Origin of the sequence: Citrobacter sp. BIDMC107 (genome assembly GCF_001037575.1) — a bacterium.
Taxonomy (GTDB): domain Bacteria; phylum Pseudomonadota; class Gammaproteobacteria; order Enterobacterales; family Enterobacteriaceae; genus Citrobacter; species Citrobacter freundii.
In genome coordinates this window covers 383631-400110 of record NZ_KQ089849.1, presented here as the reverse complement: position 1 = coordinate 400110, position 16480 = coordinate 383631, and the positions used below count along the sequence as shown (strand labels likewise).

The following is a 16480-nucleotide window of genomic DNA, read 5'->3' as shown; positions in this document are numbered from 1 at the left end:
GAATAGTATAGACACACGTTTGCCGATATTTAGCTATCCGTGCCCCATTTACCGCTCGCGCTTAAAAGATTACTCATGCTTGATCATGACATGGCGAACAATAGTGTAATCTTCCAGCCCATAAACCGACATATCCTTGCCATACCCAGACTGTTTTTGCCCACCGTGCGGCATCTCGCTAACCAGCGTGAAATGGGTGTTGACCCAAGTGCAACCATATTGCAGGCGAGCGCTAAAGCGATGCGCACGCCCAACATCCCGGGTCCAGACGGAAGATGCCAGTCCGTATTTCGAATCATTTGCCCACGCCAGCACCTGGTCTTCATCATCAAATACGGTCACGCTGACCACCGGGCCGAAAACTTCCCGCTGCACGATGGCATCTTCTTGCTTCGCCCCGGCCAGCAGCGTTGGGGCAAAGTAGTAGCCTGCGCCATCCACTTTCTTGCCGCCGGTGATAACTTTGATATGCCTTAGGGCTTTGGCCTCATCGACTGCTTTAGTCACGCGATCAAGATGTGCCTGCGAGCTTACCGGTCCCAGTTCCGTCGATTCGTCGTTCGGCGCACCAATTTTCAGGCTGGCAACCGCGGCGCCGAGTTTCTCAACCAACGCGTCATAAATGCCTTTTTGGGCATAGATTCGACAAGCGGCGGTACAGTCTTGCCCGGCATTGTAATAACCAAAGGTCCGCACGCCGCTCACTACCGCATCCAGATCGGCATCATCAAAAATGATCACCGGAGCTTTGCCGCCCAGTTCCATATGTGTGCGCTTAATTGACGGCGCGGTGTGCTGAATAATGTGTTCACCGGTTGCAATGGAGCCAGTCAGAGAAACCATGCGGACTTTTTCATGGCCGGTCAGCGGATCGCCCACCGTTTTACCGCGACCAAACAGGACGTTGATAACGCCAGCCGGGTAAATATCTTTGGCAAATTCGGCCAATTTAAGCGCCGTCAGCGGGGTAATTTCTGATGGTTTAATTACCACACAGTTTCCCGCTGCCAACGCCGGAGCCAGCTTCCACGCCGCCATCATCAGCGGATAGTTCCACGGTGCAATAGAGGCCACCACGCCGAGCGGATCACGGCGAATCATCGACGTATGTCCTTCCAGATACTCTCCAGCCGCCTGTCCTTGCAGAGTTCGTGCAGCCCCGGCAAAGAAGCGAAAAACGTCGACAATAGCTGGAATTTCATCGTTAAGGACACAGTGCAGTGGCTTACCGCAGTTAAGTGATTCCAGCTCAGCGAAGGTTTGCGCGTTATCGGCAATAGCGTCCGCCAGTTTCAGCAGCAGTTCAGAGCGGACTTTCGGCGTGGTTTGCCCCCAGGAGGCAAACGCGGTGTCTGCCGCACGCACCGCGGCATCAACCTGCATGGCTGACGCCTCAGCAATCTCCAGAATGAGTTCACCAGTGGCAGGGTTATAGACTGGCTGCTTTTCACCTTCACCGTTGACCAGCTCGCCATTAATCAGTAATTGATGTTGCATAGCAATTTCCCATATCGTCGTTTATTTACCGTTTCCGGCGAGAGTGTCGCCTTCACGCGTTAGCCACCAGGCCCCTAAAATTGGCAGTGTTGTCACCAGCATTACCAGCAATGCCACAACGTTGGTGACCGGCACATCCCGTGGACGGCCCAATTGATTGAGCAGCCACAGAGGAAGTGTTCTTTCATGTCCGGCGGTGAACGTTGTCACGATGATTTCATCAAACGACAAGGCAAACGCCAGCATCCCGCCCGCCAGTAGTGCCGATGCCAGATTGGGCAGCACGACGTAACGAAAGGTTTGCCAGCCGTTGGCACCAAGATCCATAGACGCTTCAACCAGACTCCATGAGGTACGGCGAAAACGCGCCACAACGTTGTTAAACACCACCACCACGCAAAACGTCGCATGGCCCACTACGATCGTGAGAAAACCCGGTTCCAGGTTGATGGTTTTAAACGCCGTCAACAGCGCAAGGCCGGTAATAATGCCCGGCAGCGCGATCGGCAACAGTAGCAACAGCGATATTGCACTTTTGCCAAAAAAGTCCCTACGCCACAGCGCGGCCGCGGCCAGCGTCCCCAGAACAAGGGCAATAGCGGTCGACAACGCAGCGATCTTAAGTGACAACGTCACAGACTCCAGGATATCGCTACGCTGCGCCGCAACGCTAAACCACTTCAGCGTTAATCCCTGCGGTGGAAAACTAAAAGCAGCCTCCTCAGTATTAAAAGCATAGGTGGCGATGATGAGGATGGGAAAGTGCAGGAAAATAACCCCGCCCCATGCCGCCAGTTTGAGTAACCAGGGCGCGCGTTCAGAGTGCATCGAAAGCTCCCAGACGCTTCACGAACGCCAGATACAGTGCGATTAACACAATCGGCACCAGAGTAAATGCCGCCGCCATCGGCATATTGCCGATCGCCCCTTGTTGCGAATACACCATGTTGCCGATGAAATAGCCTGGTGGTCCCACCAACTGTGGCACGATAAAGTCGCCCAACGTCAGAGAGAAGGTAAAGATAGATCCCGCAGCGATACCGGGTATTGCCAGCGGAAGGACCACATAGCGGAAGGTTTGACGCGGACGCGCGCCCAAATCAGCGGAGGCCTGTAACAGTGACGGCGGAAGTCTCTCCAGTGCGGCCTGTACCGGCAGGATCATAAACGGCAGCCAGATGTAGACGAACACCAGAAAGCGCCCTAAGCCTGAAGTTGACAACGTATTGCCACCTACCGCAGGCAGCGTCAGGAACGAAAGCAGTAGCGGCTCCAGCCCAAGATGGGTTAAAAACCACTGCGCCACACCGTCTTTAGCTAACAGCAGCGTCCACGCATAGGCTTTAACGATGTAGCTGGCCCACATTGGCAACATTACGGCAATGTAAAAAAAGGCTTTCATTTTGCCGCTGGTATAGCGCGCCATATACCACGCCATCGGAAACGCCAGAATCGCGCTGGCAATGGTGACCGCCACCGCCATCGTCAGGGTACGCAAAATGATGTCGTAGTTAGCAGGATTAAACAGCGCCTGCAAATTCGCCAGCGTCAGGTCCGGCGTGACCGACATAGTGAAATCGTCGAAGGTATAAAAACCTTGCCACAACAGCGTCAGTAATGAGCCGAAGTAGACAATGCCAAACCACATCAGTGGTCCAAGGAGCAGCAAAAACAGCCCCATCCCCGGATTACGCCAGAAGTAACCTGAGATCCGGTTCAGGCTTGTCGACTGTGGAGGCGAATGTAAGACGTTCATAGCCATTCACCTCTCCTCAACCAGCGGTACCATCACGTCGCGGGACCATGATGCCATCACCTGCTGACCCGGCGACAACGTTGACGGTAGCATTTCTCCCGTCAGGTTCGCCTGGCTAACCAGCAGTTTTTCCCCTCCGGCAAGTTTCAGCTCAAACCGCGTCGCCGCCCCCTGATACTGCACCGCCTGAATAACACCCCGGGCCTGGACTTCTCCTCCGGCATCATTCAAGCGAATGTGTTCGGGACGTAGGGAGAACATACCCTGTAGCCCACAAACGTTCGCCGACATCGTCGCATCAAAGACATTTGACGTTCCGACGAAACTTGCCACAAACGGCGTCCGCGGACGCATGTAAAGTTCACGCGGAGAATCCACCTGTTCGATGCGACCGTTATTAAACACCGCCACCCGATCGGACATCGACAGGGCTTCACCCTGATCGTGGGTGACAAAGATGAAGGTGATGCCAAGGGATTGCTGTAATTTTTTCAGCTCCAGTTGCATCTGCTCACGCAGTTTGAGATCCAATGCCCCGAGCGGTTCATCCAACAGCAGGACGCGCGGTTCATTGACCAGCGCCCGGGCAATAGCCACACGCTGACGTTGCCCACCGGAAAGCTGCGACGGTTTACGTTCATAAACAAAACCGAGTGCGACCTTATCCAGTGCTTCACGTGCTTTCGCGTGGCGTTGTTTTTTATCAATGCCTTTAACCATCAGCCCATAGGCGACGTTGTCGAGGATCGACATGTGCGGGAATAACGCGTAATCCTGAAATACCGTATTGGCGTCCCGTTCCCAGGGCGGTAATTCGCTGGCCTGTTTACCAAAAATAGTGATCGCGCCGCCTGACAGTTGCTCAAACCCGGCAATCAGGCGCAGACAGGTGGTCTTGCCGGAGCCGGATGGCCCCAGCATAGAGAAAAACTCACCGTCGTTAATCGCAATACTCACCCCATCCACTGCACGAACATCCCCATACAAACGCGAGACGTTATGAAACTCCACTGCGTACGTCATAAAACCCCCAGCGGAATTAACGACCACCCATAATGGCGATGTAATCCTGCGTCCAGCGACTGTAAGGAACGAATTTTCCACCTTCGGCAATTGGCGTTTTCCAGAAGGCAATTTTGTCAAAATAGCTATAGCCGTTGGTTTCACAGCCTTTTTCACCCAGTAACGGGCTGGCTTTACAACCTTCAGGCACCACTGGCAGAGAACCAAACCAGGCGGCTACGTCGCCCTGTACTTTCGGGGTTAATGACCAGTTCATCCATTTGTAAGCGCAAACCGGGTGTTTCGCTTCACTGTGCAGCATGGTGGTATCAGCCCATCCGGTAACCCCCTCTTTTGGGAAGACCGTGGCAATTGGCTGACCTTCACCTTTCAAGGCGTTAGCCTGATAAGGCCAGGCGCTTGACGCCACTACGCCTTCGTTTTTGAAATCGCTCATTTGCACGGTGGTATCGTGCCAATAGCGATGGATCAACGCGTGCTGATCGCTCAGGACTTTGATCACCGCCTGATACTGTTTTTCAGTGAGCTGATAGGGGTCGGTAATACCCAACTGCGGCTGGGTGGCTTTAACGAATAATGCGGCGTCGGCAATATAGATCGGGCCATCGTAAGCCTGAACGCGACCTTTATTGCTTTTCCCGTCAGGCAGATTTTGTTCAACGAATACCACGTTCCAGCTGTCCGGCGGCGTTGGGAAGGTTTTGGTGTTATACATCAGCAGGTTTGGTCCCCACTGGTATGGCGTACCGTAAACTTTACCGCCAACGTTAAACCACTCCCCTTTTACTACTCGCGGATCAAGGGTTTTCCAGTTAGGGATCAGCGCAGTATTAATCGGCTGAACGCGTTTTCCCATTATCAGGCGCAGTGAGGCATCACCAGAAGCGGTTACCAGGTCGTAACCGCCTTTAGCCATCAGGCTGACCATCTCATCAGAGGTGGCCGCCGTTTTTACATTGACCGCACAGCCGGTATCTTTCTCAAACTGCGAGACCCAGTCATATTGTTTATCGGTTTGCCCACGTTCGATATAACCCGGCCAGGCAATAATATCCAGGCGGCCTTCCGGTTTATCTAATGATGTGGGGGGTTCGGCTGCCTGCGCAGTCATCAGCGTCATGCTGAAGGCACACAGGCTACTGAGGGCAAGTTGCTTGCTCATAACGTCTTACTCCTGTCGAAAAAATATTGAGCGGCAGCCTTGCCGTAAATATATGTCCTTTTCTAAAAATAGTCGGGGTGTTGTAAGCGTTCCTGCTGGTGCAAGGAAATTTAATCAGGTTGTGAGCTAACGCTCATTACGCTACAGACTCTGACCTGGGGGGTAATCTTCTGGAGTATAGACAAGGAGTTAGATGCAGAGGTGGCAATAGTATTAACTATTGATATTTTGTATGGCCGCACCCGATATAAATAATACCGTGGTTCAGCATTCACTATTTCGAAAATAAGAATGCGCTATTCATTTATATTGAATAGCGCGTTATGGTTTATTTCATCATTTCACGAATTAATTTGCCAAGCTGTTTTACGGCCTGCTCTTCGCGCTCTCCCCAGTGCCATGCAGTATTAAAACGAAAAAAACGTGTCCAGCTTCCCGAGGTCGAGAACATTTTCCCCGGCGCAATGCTGATGTGGTGTGCCAGCGCATGGGTACTGAGCACACCAGCATCAAGCGGTTCCGGCAGCTCCAGCCACAGAAAATAACCGCTGTCGTTGTGGTGAATTCTGACTTCCGCCGGAAGATGACGCAGCAGCGTTTGCCAGGCCTGTTGTTTACGTTCCGCCAACTGCCGACGCAAGCGTCGCAAATGCGCGTCATAGCGCCGGGTTGAAAGATAATCAACAAGTGCAAGCTGCATGGGCGAACTGGTAGATAAAGTACTCATTAGCTGGAGTCGCTGAATACGCCGGGCATGTTTCCCTGCTGCCACCCAGCCAATACGAAATCCTGGCACCAGACACTTCGAGAAAGACGAACAATGCAGAACGCTGTCGGCGCGATCCCAGGCTTTGGCAGGTAGCGGTTTTTCGCGGCCAAAGTACAGCTCGCTGTAAACATCATCTTCAATCAGCATTACGTGGTATTTTTCCAACAAGGCAACCAGACGCGCCTTTTTCTCTGCGCTGAGCGTAAAACCCAGCGGATTTTGGCTGTTGGTCATTAGCCAGCAAGCTTTTACCGGGTACTCCTGTAACGCCTGCTCCAACGCGGCAAGATCGATCCCCTCGTTAACGTCGGTGGCTACCGACAGCGCCTTCAGACGTAATCGCTCCAGGGCCTGCAACGCCCCGTAAAAACAGGGGTTTTCGACAATCACCCAGTCACCCGGTTCAGTGACTGCTTGCAGGCTCAGGTTGAGGGCTTCCAGCGCGCCGGTGGTGATGACGATTTCGTCCGGTGAAATGGTCATCCCCTGTTGAGCATAGCGACGGGCAATGGCATGACGCAGCTCAGCATTCCCCGGCGGCAGGTTTTCAATCACACTCATGGCGGTGGCGGTTTTACTCACCTGTGCCAACGAGCGGTTCAACTGTTGAAGTGGAAACAGACGCGGGTCGGGGAATGCGGAGGCAAAGGGCATCACTGACGCATCCCGGCTGGCCTGCAACATATCAAAAATATAGGTATTGATATCCACCGCTTCGTCGCGCGTGACCTGCACCTGCGGCGCTGCCAGTTCACGTTCGGGGCGCGCGGCGACATAATAACCAGACTGCGGCCGGGCGATAATCCGCCCCTGGCTTTCCAGCAACTGGTATGCGTGTCCGACGGTCATAAAACTCATTCCGCTGCTGACCACTTGCTCACGCAAGGAAGGCAAGCGATCGCCTGGCTGCCATACGCCAGACGCAATTTGATCGCGAATTTGCTCTGCCAGTCGCTGGTACTTTTTCATTTTTGATCCTGATTACCGGTGTCGGTGACAATCACTGTGTATATCAGTTTACATAATCAGGGTGTTTTTTATAACTGTTATAGTTAACAGTTTTACAACATCGTTAACGCCAGCTCTTTGCCTAAGGCGCGCGCAGCAATCTGCACAGCATCAATTTTTGTCGTGTGCTTTAAATCAAATAAACGGGTGATCTCCTGCTTAGGTCTGCCGATCCTGTTCGCCAGCTCCTGCTGGGTGATTTTTGATTCAAGGAAGGCATTCAGCAGAAGAACCTTTATACACACAAAGTAAACATTTATGATTACCTTTTAATTACCTTGCTATTAATATCGCAAAATCACTAACGTGGGGAGGACGCTATTTAATAACAGGAATCCAGCTTCCAGATTTCATATCAGCGTGTACAACCTATAACAGCACTGCAACTGTTATGGTTAAAAAGAACTGTTCTGTTTCTGCCCCGCAATGCTTCTCAGGCTTAGAATTGCGCCAAATCAATTTTGTCTGCGGAGTTAAGCATGTTCGGTCTTGACGCGTTTCACCTGGCGAGGATCCAGTTCGCGTTTACGGTATCCTTTCACATCATCTTTCCGGCCATTACCATCGGCCTCGCCAGTTATCTGGCAGTACTTGAGGGGTTATGGCTAAAGACGAAAAATCCCACCTGGCGTTCGCTATACCATTTCTGGTCGAAAATATTCGCCGTAAACTTTGGTATGGGTGTAGTTTCCGGGCTGGTGATGGCTTATCAGTTCGGTACCAACTGGAGTGGTTTTTCCGAGTTCGCCGGTAGCATCACCGGGCCGCTTCTGACCTATGAAGTGCTCACCGCCTTCTTCCTCGAAGCGGGCTTCCTTGGGGTAATGCTGTTTGGCTGGAACCGGGTTGGCCCAGGGCTTCACTTCTTTGCCACTTGCATGGTCGCACTGGGTACCATTATTTCAACCTTCTGGATCCTCGCCTCTAACAGCTGGATGCAGACACCGCAAGGCTATGAAATAGTTAACGGCCAGGTCGTTCCCGTTGACTGGTTCGCCGTTATTTTCAATTCTTCATTCCCTTATCGTTTACTGCATATGTCCGTTGCCGCTTTCCTCAGCAGCGCGTTGTTTGTTGCAGCGTCAGGTGCATGGCATTTATTGCGCGGGAATAACACCCCGGCTATTCGCGCGATGTTCTCAATGGCGCTATGGATGACGTTAATCGTCGCCCCGCTGCAGGCTTTGATTGGCGATATGCACGGTTTGAATACGCTGAAGCATCAGCCGGCAAAAATTGCTGCGATTGAAGGGCACTGGGAAAATCCGCCCGGCGAACCAACCCCGCTACTACTCTTCGGCTGGCCGGATATGGAGCAGGAACGCACCCGCTATGGGCTGGAAATTCCTGCCCTGGGCAGTCTGATCCTGACCCATAGCCTGGACAAACAGGTCCCGGCACTAAAAGAGTTTCCTAAAGAAGACAGGCCTAACTCAACTATGGTGTTCTGGTCGTTTCGCATAATGGCCGGGCTAGGCATGCTGATGATCCTGCTGGGCGCTTTTGCCCTGTGGCTGCGCTATAAGCAGCGTTTATACACCTCGCGCCCTTTCCTGCGCTTTGCCTTGTGGATGGGCCCTTCAGGTCTGATTGCCATCCTTGCCGGTTGGGTGACCACTGAAGTTGGCCGTCAACCGTGGGTGGTTTACGGTCTGCAACGTACGGCGGATGCGGTTTCCGCACATGGTGATTTACATATGAGCATCAGCCTGCTGTCCTTCTTTGTGGTGTACAGCTCAGTGTTTGGTGTGGGTTACAGCTATATGATACGCCTGATCCGCAAGGGGCCACATGAAGATGACCCAACAATTCCGCCAACCGGCACGCCTGCCCGGCCGCTTTCGGCTGCCGTCCTTGATTCTCAACCGGAGGCTCATCGCTAATGGGTATCGATTTATCAGTTATCTGGTTTGTGATTATCGTGTTCGCCACGCTGATGTATATCGTGATGGACGGTTTTGATCTCGGGATTGGCATTTTATTCCCCGCGATTCAGGACGCTGATGACCGCGATGTGATGGTTAACAGCGTCGCTCCCGTATGGGATGGGAATGAAACCTGGCTGGTGCTGGGCGGGGCCGGGTTATTTGGCGCGTTCCCGCTGGCCTATGCGGTGATTGTCGATGCGCTGACGATCCCGTTGACCCTGATGCTAATCGGCCTGATTTTTCGCGGCGTCGCGTTTGAGTTTCGCTTCAAGGCCACGCCGGCGCATCGACCATTCTGGGATAAAGCCTTTCTCAGCGGTTCAATCCTGGCGACATTCACCCAGGGCGTGGTGGTGGGTGCCGTACTCAACGGATTTTCCGTTACCGGTCGCAGCTACAGCGGCGGTCCTTTCGACTGGTTGACCCCGTTCACGTTGTTCTGCGGCGTTGGCCTGGTTGTAGCCTATGCCCTGCTGGGAGCGACATGGCTGGTGATGAAAAGTGAAAATCCGTTGCAGGATAAAATGCGTCGCGTGGCCAAAAAACTGCTGCTGGCAATGTTGATTGTGATTGCCATTATCAGCCTGTGGACACCACTGGCGCATAGCGCGATTGCCGAGCGTTGGTTTAGTCTGCCCAACCTGTGGTTCCTGATGCCGGTTCCGCTGCTGGTTGCGCTTATCAGCATCTGGCTGTGGCGTTCGCTGGGGCAACATAACTGCCATACGCTGCCTTTTGTATTGACACTGGGGCTGATTTTCCTCGGGTTTAGCGGGCTGGGGATCAGTATCTGGCCACACATCATTCCGCCGTCCATTACGCTCTGGCAAGCGGCGGCTCCGGCGCAAAGTCAGGGCTTTATGTTGGTTGGCGCACTGCTGATTATCCCGATAATCCTGGTGTACACCTTCTGGAGCTACTACGTTTTCCGCGGCAAAGTTCAACATGGTGAGGGGTATCATTGATGCAACAAACAATCTGGAAACGCCTGATGTGGCTGGTGATCCTCTGGGGCGGCAGCGTGCTGGCCCTCGCCGCTGTTGGCATGTTCTTTCGTCTCCTGATGACGGCCGCTGGATTTAAGTCCTGAATCTCTCCCTGATAACACCCGGGCAGCGCTGCACTGCCCGGGTGTTACAAATCCCAACATCGACTAAACAAAAATGTAAAAAACATCGAAATGACAAAACAGAGATTGTCATTATCCCGATTAAAATATTGAATAGTCACCAGGCGAAATTATCGCCAATTCCGCAGCTAACGTACCAGAGGGTGCATGATGTTTAAGAAAGGGTTAACAGTGTTATTGCTGGCCGGCGCGCTTTTTTCCGGTCAACTTTTCGCTACTAATCAGGGACATGAATATCTTCAGGTGCAGGATGCCGATCATTTACTACGACACACGGCCGACAGCGATGAGCTGCGAGTGACGGCGGAAGAATCCGCCGCCGATCTTCGTGAACACCATCACTGGCAAAAATCACGCAAACCCGATACGCATCTGAGCTAACGATTAACCTTTACGCTTCGGCAGTGTCTTCATCAGTTCTTCCGGACTGACCGAAGCCACGACGCTACCCGGCAACGGCATCTTCAGAATGTGATGTTTCATCTTGCCGATCACGTGCATTTCGCACGGTCGGCAATCAAATTTCAGCGTCAGGACTTCATCGCCGTTAACCAGTTGCATTGGTGTCGCTTTCCAGCTCTTGATATTCCCTTTCGCCTGTTTCGGACACAGGTTAAAGGCGAAGCGCAGGCAATGTTTGGTGATCATCACCGGTACTTCGCCCTTTTCTTCATGCGCTTCATAGGCTGCATCAATCAACTGAACGCCATAACGGTGATAAAACTCACGCGCTTTTTGGTTGTAGACGTTAGCCAGGAAACTCAAGTGCGTTTGCGGATAAACCGGCGCTGGCTGGGATACTGGTTTGCGGCTGCCGCGCTTATAGCTTTGCAGGCGCGCTGTATCCAGCATATCAACGGCTTCACGTCGTAACTGATTTAGTTGACCGTTTGGCACGAACAGCGCGCCCGGCAGATTCACCTGAATATTGCGGGCGTAGTACATCGTCTGCCCAAGTTTTGCCAGTCCGTCCTGTAGGTTACTCAACGCTTTTTCCGCATTGTTCGCTTCCTCAAACTGGCCATCCAGCGTATGGGTGATGCTCACGCCCTCTTCACTGGTGAGCGTCAGAATCAACTGCTCCTGCCAGCCGCCGAGCTCAATATCGATCGCAACACGGCGTTCGCTGGAGGTTTTGGTTAACGCTTGCTGCCAGTTATGATCGAGGTTGCGATTCAGCGGATGATGCGGACGCACTTTGTGCAGATCGGCAGGCATTTCATTCGGCCATACCCGATAACGATTGTTCCCCGTTTTTTCCACGGTGTTGGCGCGGAATCCAACAACCTCACGTTTGATTAACACGTTCAGGCCATCCCCGTTAGCCAGCGGTTCTGTCACCTCAACATCGAGATGATCTTTCGCCACCTTCAGGACTTCGCCGACCGGCAAACCGATAAACTTTGGTGAGTCGAATGCGCCGATATCCCCTTTACGGGCATTCACAAAATAATCGGTGCTGCCGCGATGGAAGGTTTTCTCCGTGGATGGGGTAAAGAAATGTTCGGTACGTCCCGCTGATGAACGGGCCAGGTCGCCGCGCTCTTCAATGATGGCATCGAGCATCTGGCGATAATGCGCGGTAATATTCTTGACATAACTCATGTCCTTATAGCGCCCTTCAATTTTGAAGGAACGCACACCTGCGTCAATCAATGCGCCGAGGTTGGCGGTCTGATCGTTGTCTTTCATCGACAGCAGGTGTTTTTCATAGGACACCACGCGTCCCTGATCGTCTTTCAGGGTATACGGCAGACGGCAAGCCTGGGAACAGTCGCCACGGTTAGCACTGCGTCCGGTTTGCGCATGTGAAATATAACACTGACCTGAATAGGCAACGCACAGCGCGCCGTGAATGAAAAACTCAATGGTCGCATCGGTAGCCTGATGGATGGCGTTAATTTGCTCAAGGCTCAGTTCGCGCGCAAGGACAATCTGGGTGAATCCGACATCAGCAAGAAATTTCGCCTTCTCAACGCTGCGAATATCACATTGGGTGCTGGCATGCAGTTCAATCGGGGGAATATCCAGTTCCAGGATCCCCATATCCTGTACGATCAGAGCATCAACACCGGTCTGATACAAATCGGTAATTAACAGCTGCGCGGGTTCCAGTTCATCATCGTGCAAGATAGTATTTAGCGTCACAAAGATTTTCGCCCCATAGCGATGGGCGAAAGGCACCAGTTCGGCGATATCTTTCAGGCTATTACTGGCGTTATGACGCGCGCCAAAACCCGGTCCACCAATGTAAACGGCGTCTGCGCCGTGCAAAATGGCTTCGCGCGCAATGGCGGTATCCCGAGCCGGGCTTAACAATTCAAGGTGATGAGGCTGCTGGCGCATACAGTTGTTACCATCCACAAGCGGTAAAAATGGCGGCTATTGTAGTCACAAGCGCAGCTTTTCGGAATAGTTTTCCCGATTAACTGCGCGGGTAATGGATCAGCGAATGAAAGTGCACCGTTTGTTCGCTGCTGTTACGGTAACTGTGTGCCATATCTCCGGCGAAACGGACACCCTCACCAGATTTAAGGGTGCGCCACTGCCCCTCAATACACATATCCAGCAGACCATTAATCACCACCACGTGCTCTATTACGCCGGTCTCATGCGGAGTAGATTCACTGAGCGCGCCGGGCGCCAATAGTATCGAAAAATGATCGAAGCACAGTTGAGGATCCCACGGGAACAACGGCGTGACGACCATTGCCTGCTGCTGGGGATCGAATGTTAGCGTGCCGTCTGACTCTGGTGGTGAAATAAACGTTGAAAACGGGACGTTCAGCCCAGTGGCGATTTTCCACAATGTCGCCACCGTTGGACTGGATTCATTACGTTCAATCTGCCCCAGCATCGCTTTTGAGACGCCAGTTTCCTCCGCCAGACGCGAAAGACTCCATTCCCGCTGGTGACGTAATGTCCTGAGCGTTGTGGCCAGATAGTGGGTTAAGTTGTCCATTTTCTCCTTCGTCGCTCTCCTTACTCGGGGCTACAGTTTAGCACTTGTACGCTATAACGCACAGTGCTACAGTGATTGACCGTTATAACGCACACGGAGTGAATATGCGTGCATTCTCCATCCCCCTGCCCACTGTATTATCGGGTTTTGTGGCGGTCCTGGTTGGCTATGCCAGTTCGGCGGCCATTATCTGGCAAGCGGCACTCGCCGCAGGTGCGACTACCGGGCAAATTGCAGGTTGGATGACCGCACTGGGGTTAGCAATGGGGGTCAGTACGCTGGTGCTGACATTGTGGTATCGCGCTCCTGTACTTACCGCATGGTCAACGCCCGGTGCCGCGTTGCTGGTGACGGGCCTGCACGGGGTATCTATTCAGGATGCCATCGGCGTTTTTATCGTGGCTAACGCGCTGATTGTGCTGTGCGGCGTAACCGGACTGTTTGCCCGCCTGATGAAAATCATTCCCCATTCGCTGGCATCAGCCATGTTGGCTGGGATCTTACTGCGTTTTGGTTTGCAGGCATTTAATAGCCTGAACAGTGAGCTTATTTTGTGCGGTAGTATGCTGGTGGCATGGCTGGTGCTAAAAGTTATTGCCCCAAGATATGCCGTTATCGCTGCGATGTTAGTGGGTATTGCCATCGCCTTGATGAAAGGTAACATTGTCACTAATGATGTTAATCTGTCACCGGTTATCCCAGCGTTTATTACCCCGCACTTTTCATTAGCCCACAGTATCAGCATTGCACTACCGTTATTTCTGGTCACTATGGCTTCGCAAAATGCCCCCGGTATTGCGACCATGAAAGCATCAGGATATTCGTTACCCGTTTCCCCTCTGATTGTTTTTACGGGTCTACTGGCGCTGCTATTTTCACCTTTTGGCGTCTATTCCATCTGCATCGCCGCCATAACCGCCGCAATTTGCCAAAGTCCTGAAGCGCATCCGGATGCAAATCGACGCTGGCTCGCCGCAGCGGCAGCTGGCGTCTTCTATCTTCTGGCTGGGGTTTTTGGCGGTTCGGTTACAGGACTGATGGCAGCCCTGCCCGTAAGCTGGATCCAGATGCTTGCTGGTCTTGCATTACTCGGCACGATTAGCGGTAGTTTATATCAAGCCTTACATAATGAAGCTGAACGCGATGCGGCCATCGTGACTTTTCTGGTTACGGCCAGTGGTCTGACGGTATTTGGCATTGGGTCTGCATTCTGGGGGCTGGTTGTCGGCGGTATTTGCTACGCAGTGTTGACGTTATTTCGCCGCGCGTAGCTGCGTTGGTGTTTTACCTGTCACTTGTTTAAACCGGTTACTGAAATGACTCGCCGAACTAAATCCGCAGGCCATTGCAATATCCGACAGGCTGCGTGATGAATAACAGACCAGTTGCTGCGCTAGCGCCATACGGCGTTGCATGACGTACTGATGCGGCGCCATATTCATCGACTGGCGAAACATTCTGGCAAAATGGAATTCGCTTAGCGCTGCTTCACCAGCCAGATCGCTCAACGTTATGGGATACGCCAGATGTGCTTCAATATAGGCCAGCACGTTACGCAAGGTGGCAGGTGCAAGCCCTCCGGTGACAACGGGAAGCCGCCATTGAACGTTGCTGTAATGCTGGATCAGATGCGTTAACAGTAGTGAAGATGCCGCGCTAAGCGTGAGGTGATTAGCGGGTTGCAGCCAGTCGTTACCAAGCAAAAACTGACGGTAAACCGCCGTGATCCCCGGGTCGCTGCCAAAAGTATGCTCGTCCAGCGTGAAGCTATAAGGGCTTTTGTCCCAGACTTTTTCACCCACTTCGCGCAGGTGAGCGTCGGTACAATAGAGATGAACAAAGGAAAGATCGTCACGAATATCCCAACTGGACTCACTCTCTTTTGGCATCAGGCAAAAACGATCCGGTCCGCCGCCATTCTTCCAGCCTCCCGCCGTTTTGTGATAACTCTCGTAGCCATCCGCGATGTATAAACTGAGCGTGTGGTGATCGCAATACTGGGTAATGGTGTCGCGCTTGTTTGACCAGGCAGCCAGTTGGATCCCCGAATGTAACGCAACCGACTCGTGCAGCACGGCATTGTGTTTGCGTAAGTTTTCAAAGGCACCATAGGGCTGAGACATACCATCACATTCAAAATAAGTTAGCAGGCTTTCAGTCTATATCAGCTACATATCGTTAACAGCTTCCTTTTCACCTTTACACTAAAAAAAGCGCAAGATTTTGCAAGTCCAGCGCAAGCCGATGAAAGCCCCCTGCTATCCGACGTGGCACAGTGTGCGCCTGAAGACCAAAAAGAGAGAGTTGTATGAACGGACTGTTGTACTGCCTGGTGGTGGTGATTTGGGGAACGACATGGATTGCGATTTACCTGCAACAAGGCCCGGTTGCGGCGCCAGTTTCCATCTTCTGGCGCTTTGCCATCGCCAGCACTGTGATGATAGCCATCCTGCTGATCAGCGGGAAATTGCGTAAGCTTTCCGGACGCGATCATCTGTTTTGTCTGTTACAAGGTGGATGCGTTTTTTGCTTTAACTTCTGGTGTTTTTACACTGCCGCTGCGTGGATCAATACTGGTCTCGAATCCGTCATTTTCTCGATGGCGGTCCTGTTCAATGCGGTTAATAGCTACCTGTTTTTTGGTCAAAAACCACCAGGACGCTTTTATGTTGCCGCCGGGCTGGGGCTGACAGGTATCGTCACCTTGTTCTGGCAGGATTTGGTCAACAGCGGGTTGAATCACTCGCTGCTGCTGGGGATTGGTTTAAGCGCCCTCGGCACTTTTGGTTTCTCACTGGGCAATATGATAAGTCTGCGTCATCAGAAAAAAGGTCTCGAGGTGATGACCACCAACAGTTGGGCGATGCTGTACGGCACCGTGTTGATTGCTACCATTGCGTTGGTGCGCGGCGACAGCTTCACGCCACAGTGGACCTTCAGTTATCTCAGTGCGCTGTTGTATCTGGCTATTTTTGGTTCGGTAATCGCCTTCGGCGCCTATTTCACGCTGGTCGGACGCATTGGTCCCAGTAAAGCGGCATACAGTACACTGCTTTTTCCACTGGTGGCGCTAACGCTGTCTACGTTGTATGAAGGGTATGTCTGGCAGGTTAATGCGATTGTGGGATTAGTATTGATTTTGCTGGGGAATCTGGTGATGTTTGCCCGACCAGAAACGCTGATGGGTAAACTCGTATATCGTCGCCGGGCGGCATAAAAAAACGCACCATCCAGGGATGGTGCGTT

At 52.5% G+C, this 16480-nt stretch carries 15 protein-coding genes and 1 pseudogene; 6 read left to right on the top strand and 10 right to left on the bottom strand.

Going from position 1 to position 16480, the window contains the following annotated elements; all coding sequences use genetic code 11:
• Positions 1–69: 69 nt before the first annotated feature.
• The 7 genes and pseudogenes from patD to SK39_RS22760 all read right to left on the bottom strand — a co-directional run.
• Positions 70–1497, bottom strand: coding sequence for an aminobutyraldehyde dehydrogenase (patD, locus tag SK39_RS22790; protein WP_048217546.1), 1428 nt, complete (start codon positions 1495–1497; stop codon positions 70–72).
• A gap of 21 nt (positions 1498–1518) precedes the next feature.
• A complete protein-coding gene (locus tag SK39_RS22785; protein ID WP_003020204.1) occupies positions 1519–2325 on the bottom strand; it encodes an ABC transporter permease in 807 nt (268 codons plus the stop codon).
• A complete protein-coding gene (locus SK39_RS22780; protein ID WP_003843727.1) occupies positions 2315–3259 on the bottom strand; it encodes an ABC transporter permease in 945 nt (314 codons plus the stop codon). The genes SK39_RS22785 and SK39_RS22780 overlap by 11 nt, the downstream gene beginning before the upstream one ends.
• A complete protein-coding gene (locus tag SK39_RS22775; protein WP_048217545.1) occupies positions 3260–4276 on the bottom strand; it encodes an ABC transporter ATP-binding protein in 1017 nt (338 codons plus the stop codon).
• A gap of 16 nt (positions 4277–4292) precedes the next feature.
• A complete protein-coding gene (ydcS, locus tag SK39_RS22770) occupies positions 4293–5438 on the bottom strand; it encodes a putative ABC transporter substrate-binding protein YdcS (RefSeq protein WP_003020212.1) in 1146 nt (381 codons plus the stop codon).
• Positions 5439–5766: 328 nt separating this feature from the next.
• A complete protein-coding gene (locus SK39_RS22765; RefSeq protein WP_003843728.1) occupies positions 5767–7176 on the bottom strand; it encodes an aminotransferase-like domain-containing protein in 1410 nt (469 codons plus the stop codon).
• Positions 7177–7268: 92 nt separating this feature from the next.
• A pseudogene (locus tag SK39_RS22760) lies at positions 7269–7460 on the bottom strand (type II toxin-antitoxin system HicB family antitoxin); the annotation flags it as partial.
• Positions 7461–7694: 234 nt separating this feature from the next.
• Between SK39_RS22760 and SK39_RS22755 the strand changes: the two are divergent.
• From SK39_RS22755 to SK39_RS22745, 4 genes are all read left to right on the top strand, one after another.
• Positions 7695–9098 (top strand): cytochrome ubiquinol oxidase subunit I, encoded by a 1404-nt coding sequence (locus SK39_RS22755; RefSeq protein WP_048217544.1) that lies wholly within the window; start codon positions 7695–7697, stop codon positions 9096–9098.
• Complete coding sequence (gene cydB, locus SK39_RS22750; protein ID WP_003020227.1) at positions 9098–10108, top strand: cytochrome d ubiquinol oxidase subunit II; 1011 nt, start codon at positions 9098–9100, stop codon at positions 10106–10108. The genes SK39_RS22755 and cydB overlap by 1 nt, the downstream gene beginning before the upstream one ends.
• Positions 10108–10233, top strand: a complete 126-nt coding sequence (locus SK39_RS26470; protein ID WP_003020230.1) for a DUF2474 domain-containing protein — start codon at positions 10108–10110, stop codon at positions 10231–10233. Before cydB ends, SK39_RS26470 begins: the two co-directional genes overlap by 1 nt.
• 189 nt (positions 10234–10422) lie before the next feature.
• On the top strand, positions 10423–10653 hold the full coding sequence (locus tag SK39_RS22745; RefSeq protein WP_048217543.1) for a DUF2554 family protein: 231 nt from the start codon (positions 10423–10425) through the stop codon (positions 10651–10653).
• A gap of 3 nt (positions 10654–10656) precedes the next feature.
• On the opposite strand, the gene SK39_RS22740 is transcribed toward SK39_RS22745, so the two are convergent.
• A complete protein-coding gene (locus tag SK39_RS22740; protein ID WP_048217542.1) occupies positions 10657–12618 on the bottom strand; it encodes a peptidase U32 family protein in 1962 nt (653 codons plus the stop codon).
• A gap of 79 nt (positions 12619–12697) precedes the next feature.
• Positions 12698–13234 (bottom strand): helix-turn-helix domain-containing protein, encoded by a 537-nt coding sequence (locus SK39_RS22735; protein ID WP_003836127.1) that lies wholly within the window; start codon positions 13232–13234, stop codon positions 12698–12700.
• 104 nt (positions 13235–13338) lie between these two features.
• Between SK39_RS22735 and SK39_RS22730 the strand changes: the two genes are divergently transcribed.
• Entirely contained in the window at positions 13339–14505 is a 1167-nt protein-coding gene (locus tag SK39_RS22730; protein ID WP_048217541.1) for a benzoate/H(+) symporter BenE family transporter, read from the top strand.
• On the opposite strand, the gene SK39_RS22725 is transcribed toward SK39_RS22730, so the two are convergent.
• Positions 14488–15357, bottom strand: coding sequence for an AraC family transcriptional regulator (locus tag SK39_RS22725; RefSeq protein ID WP_003836123.1), 870 nt, complete (start codon positions 15355–15357; stop codon positions 14488–14490). The genes SK39_RS22730 and SK39_RS22725 overlap by 18 nt on opposite strands.
• A 185-nt stretch (positions 15358–15542) precedes the next feature.
• Between SK39_RS22725 and SK39_RS22720 the strand changes: the two genes are divergently transcribed.
• Complete coding sequence (locus SK39_RS22720; RefSeq protein WP_003020250.1) at positions 15543–16451, top strand: DMT family transporter; 909 nt, start codon at positions 15543–15545, stop codon at positions 16449–16451.
• Positions 16452–16480: the final 29 nt, after the last annotated feature.

Coding starts and splice junctions, on each gene's coding strand:
- patD (WP_048217546.1), bottom strand. CDS start 1,497: ATGCAACATCAATTACTGATTAATGGCGAGCTGGTCAACGGTGAAGGT.
- SK39_RS22785 (WP_003020204.1), bottom strand. CDS start 2,325: ATGCACTCTGAACGCGCGCCCTGGTTACTCAAACTGGCGGCATGGGGC.
- SK39_RS22780 (WP_003843727.1), bottom strand. CDS start 3,259: ATGGCTATGAACGTCTTACATTCGCCTCCACAGTCGACAAGCCTGAAC.
- SK39_RS22775 (WP_048217545.1), bottom strand. CDS start 4,276: ATGACGTACGCAGTGGAGTTTCATAACGTCTCGCGTTTGTATGGGGAT.
- ydcS (WP_003020212.1), bottom strand. CDS start 5,438: ATGAGCAAGCAACTTGCCCTCAGTAGCCTGTGTGCCTTCAGCATGACG.
- SK39_RS22765 (WP_003843728.1), bottom strand. CDS start 7,176: ATGAAAAAGTACCAGCGACTGGCAGAGCAAATTCGCGATCAAATTGCG.
- SK39_RS22755 (WP_048217544.1), top strand. CDS start 7,695: ATGTTCGGTCTTGACGCGTTTCACCTGGCGAGGATCCAGTTCGCGTTT.
- cydB (WP_003020227.1), top strand. CDS start 9,098: ATGGGTATCGATTTATCAGTTATCTGGTTTGTGATTATCGTGTTCGCC.
- SK39_RS26470 (WP_003020230.1), top strand. CDS start 10,108: ATGCAACAAACAATCTGGAAACGCCTGATGTGGCTGGTGATCCTCTGG.
- SK39_RS22745 (WP_048217543.1), top strand. CDS start 10,423: ATGTTTAAGAAAGGGTTAACAGTGTTATTGCTGGCCGGCGCGCTTTTT.
- SK39_RS22740 (WP_048217542.1), bottom strand. CDS start 12,618: ATGCGCCAGCAGCCTCATCACCTTGAATTGTTAAGCCCGGCTCGGGAT.
- SK39_RS22735 (WP_003836127.1), bottom strand. CDS start 13,234: ATGGACAACTTAACCCACTATCTGGCCACAACGCTCAGGACATTACGT.
- SK39_RS22730 (WP_048217541.1), top strand. CDS start 13,339: ATGCGTGCATTCTCCATCCCCCTGCCCACTGTATTATCGGGTTTTGTG.
- SK39_RS22725 (WP_003836123.1), bottom strand. CDS start 15,357: ATGTCTCAGCCCTATGGTGCCTTTGAAAACTTACGCAAACACAATGCC.
- SK39_RS22720 (WP_003020250.1), top strand. CDS start 15,543: ATGAACGGACTGTTGTACTGCCTGGTGGTGGTGATTTGGGGAACGACA.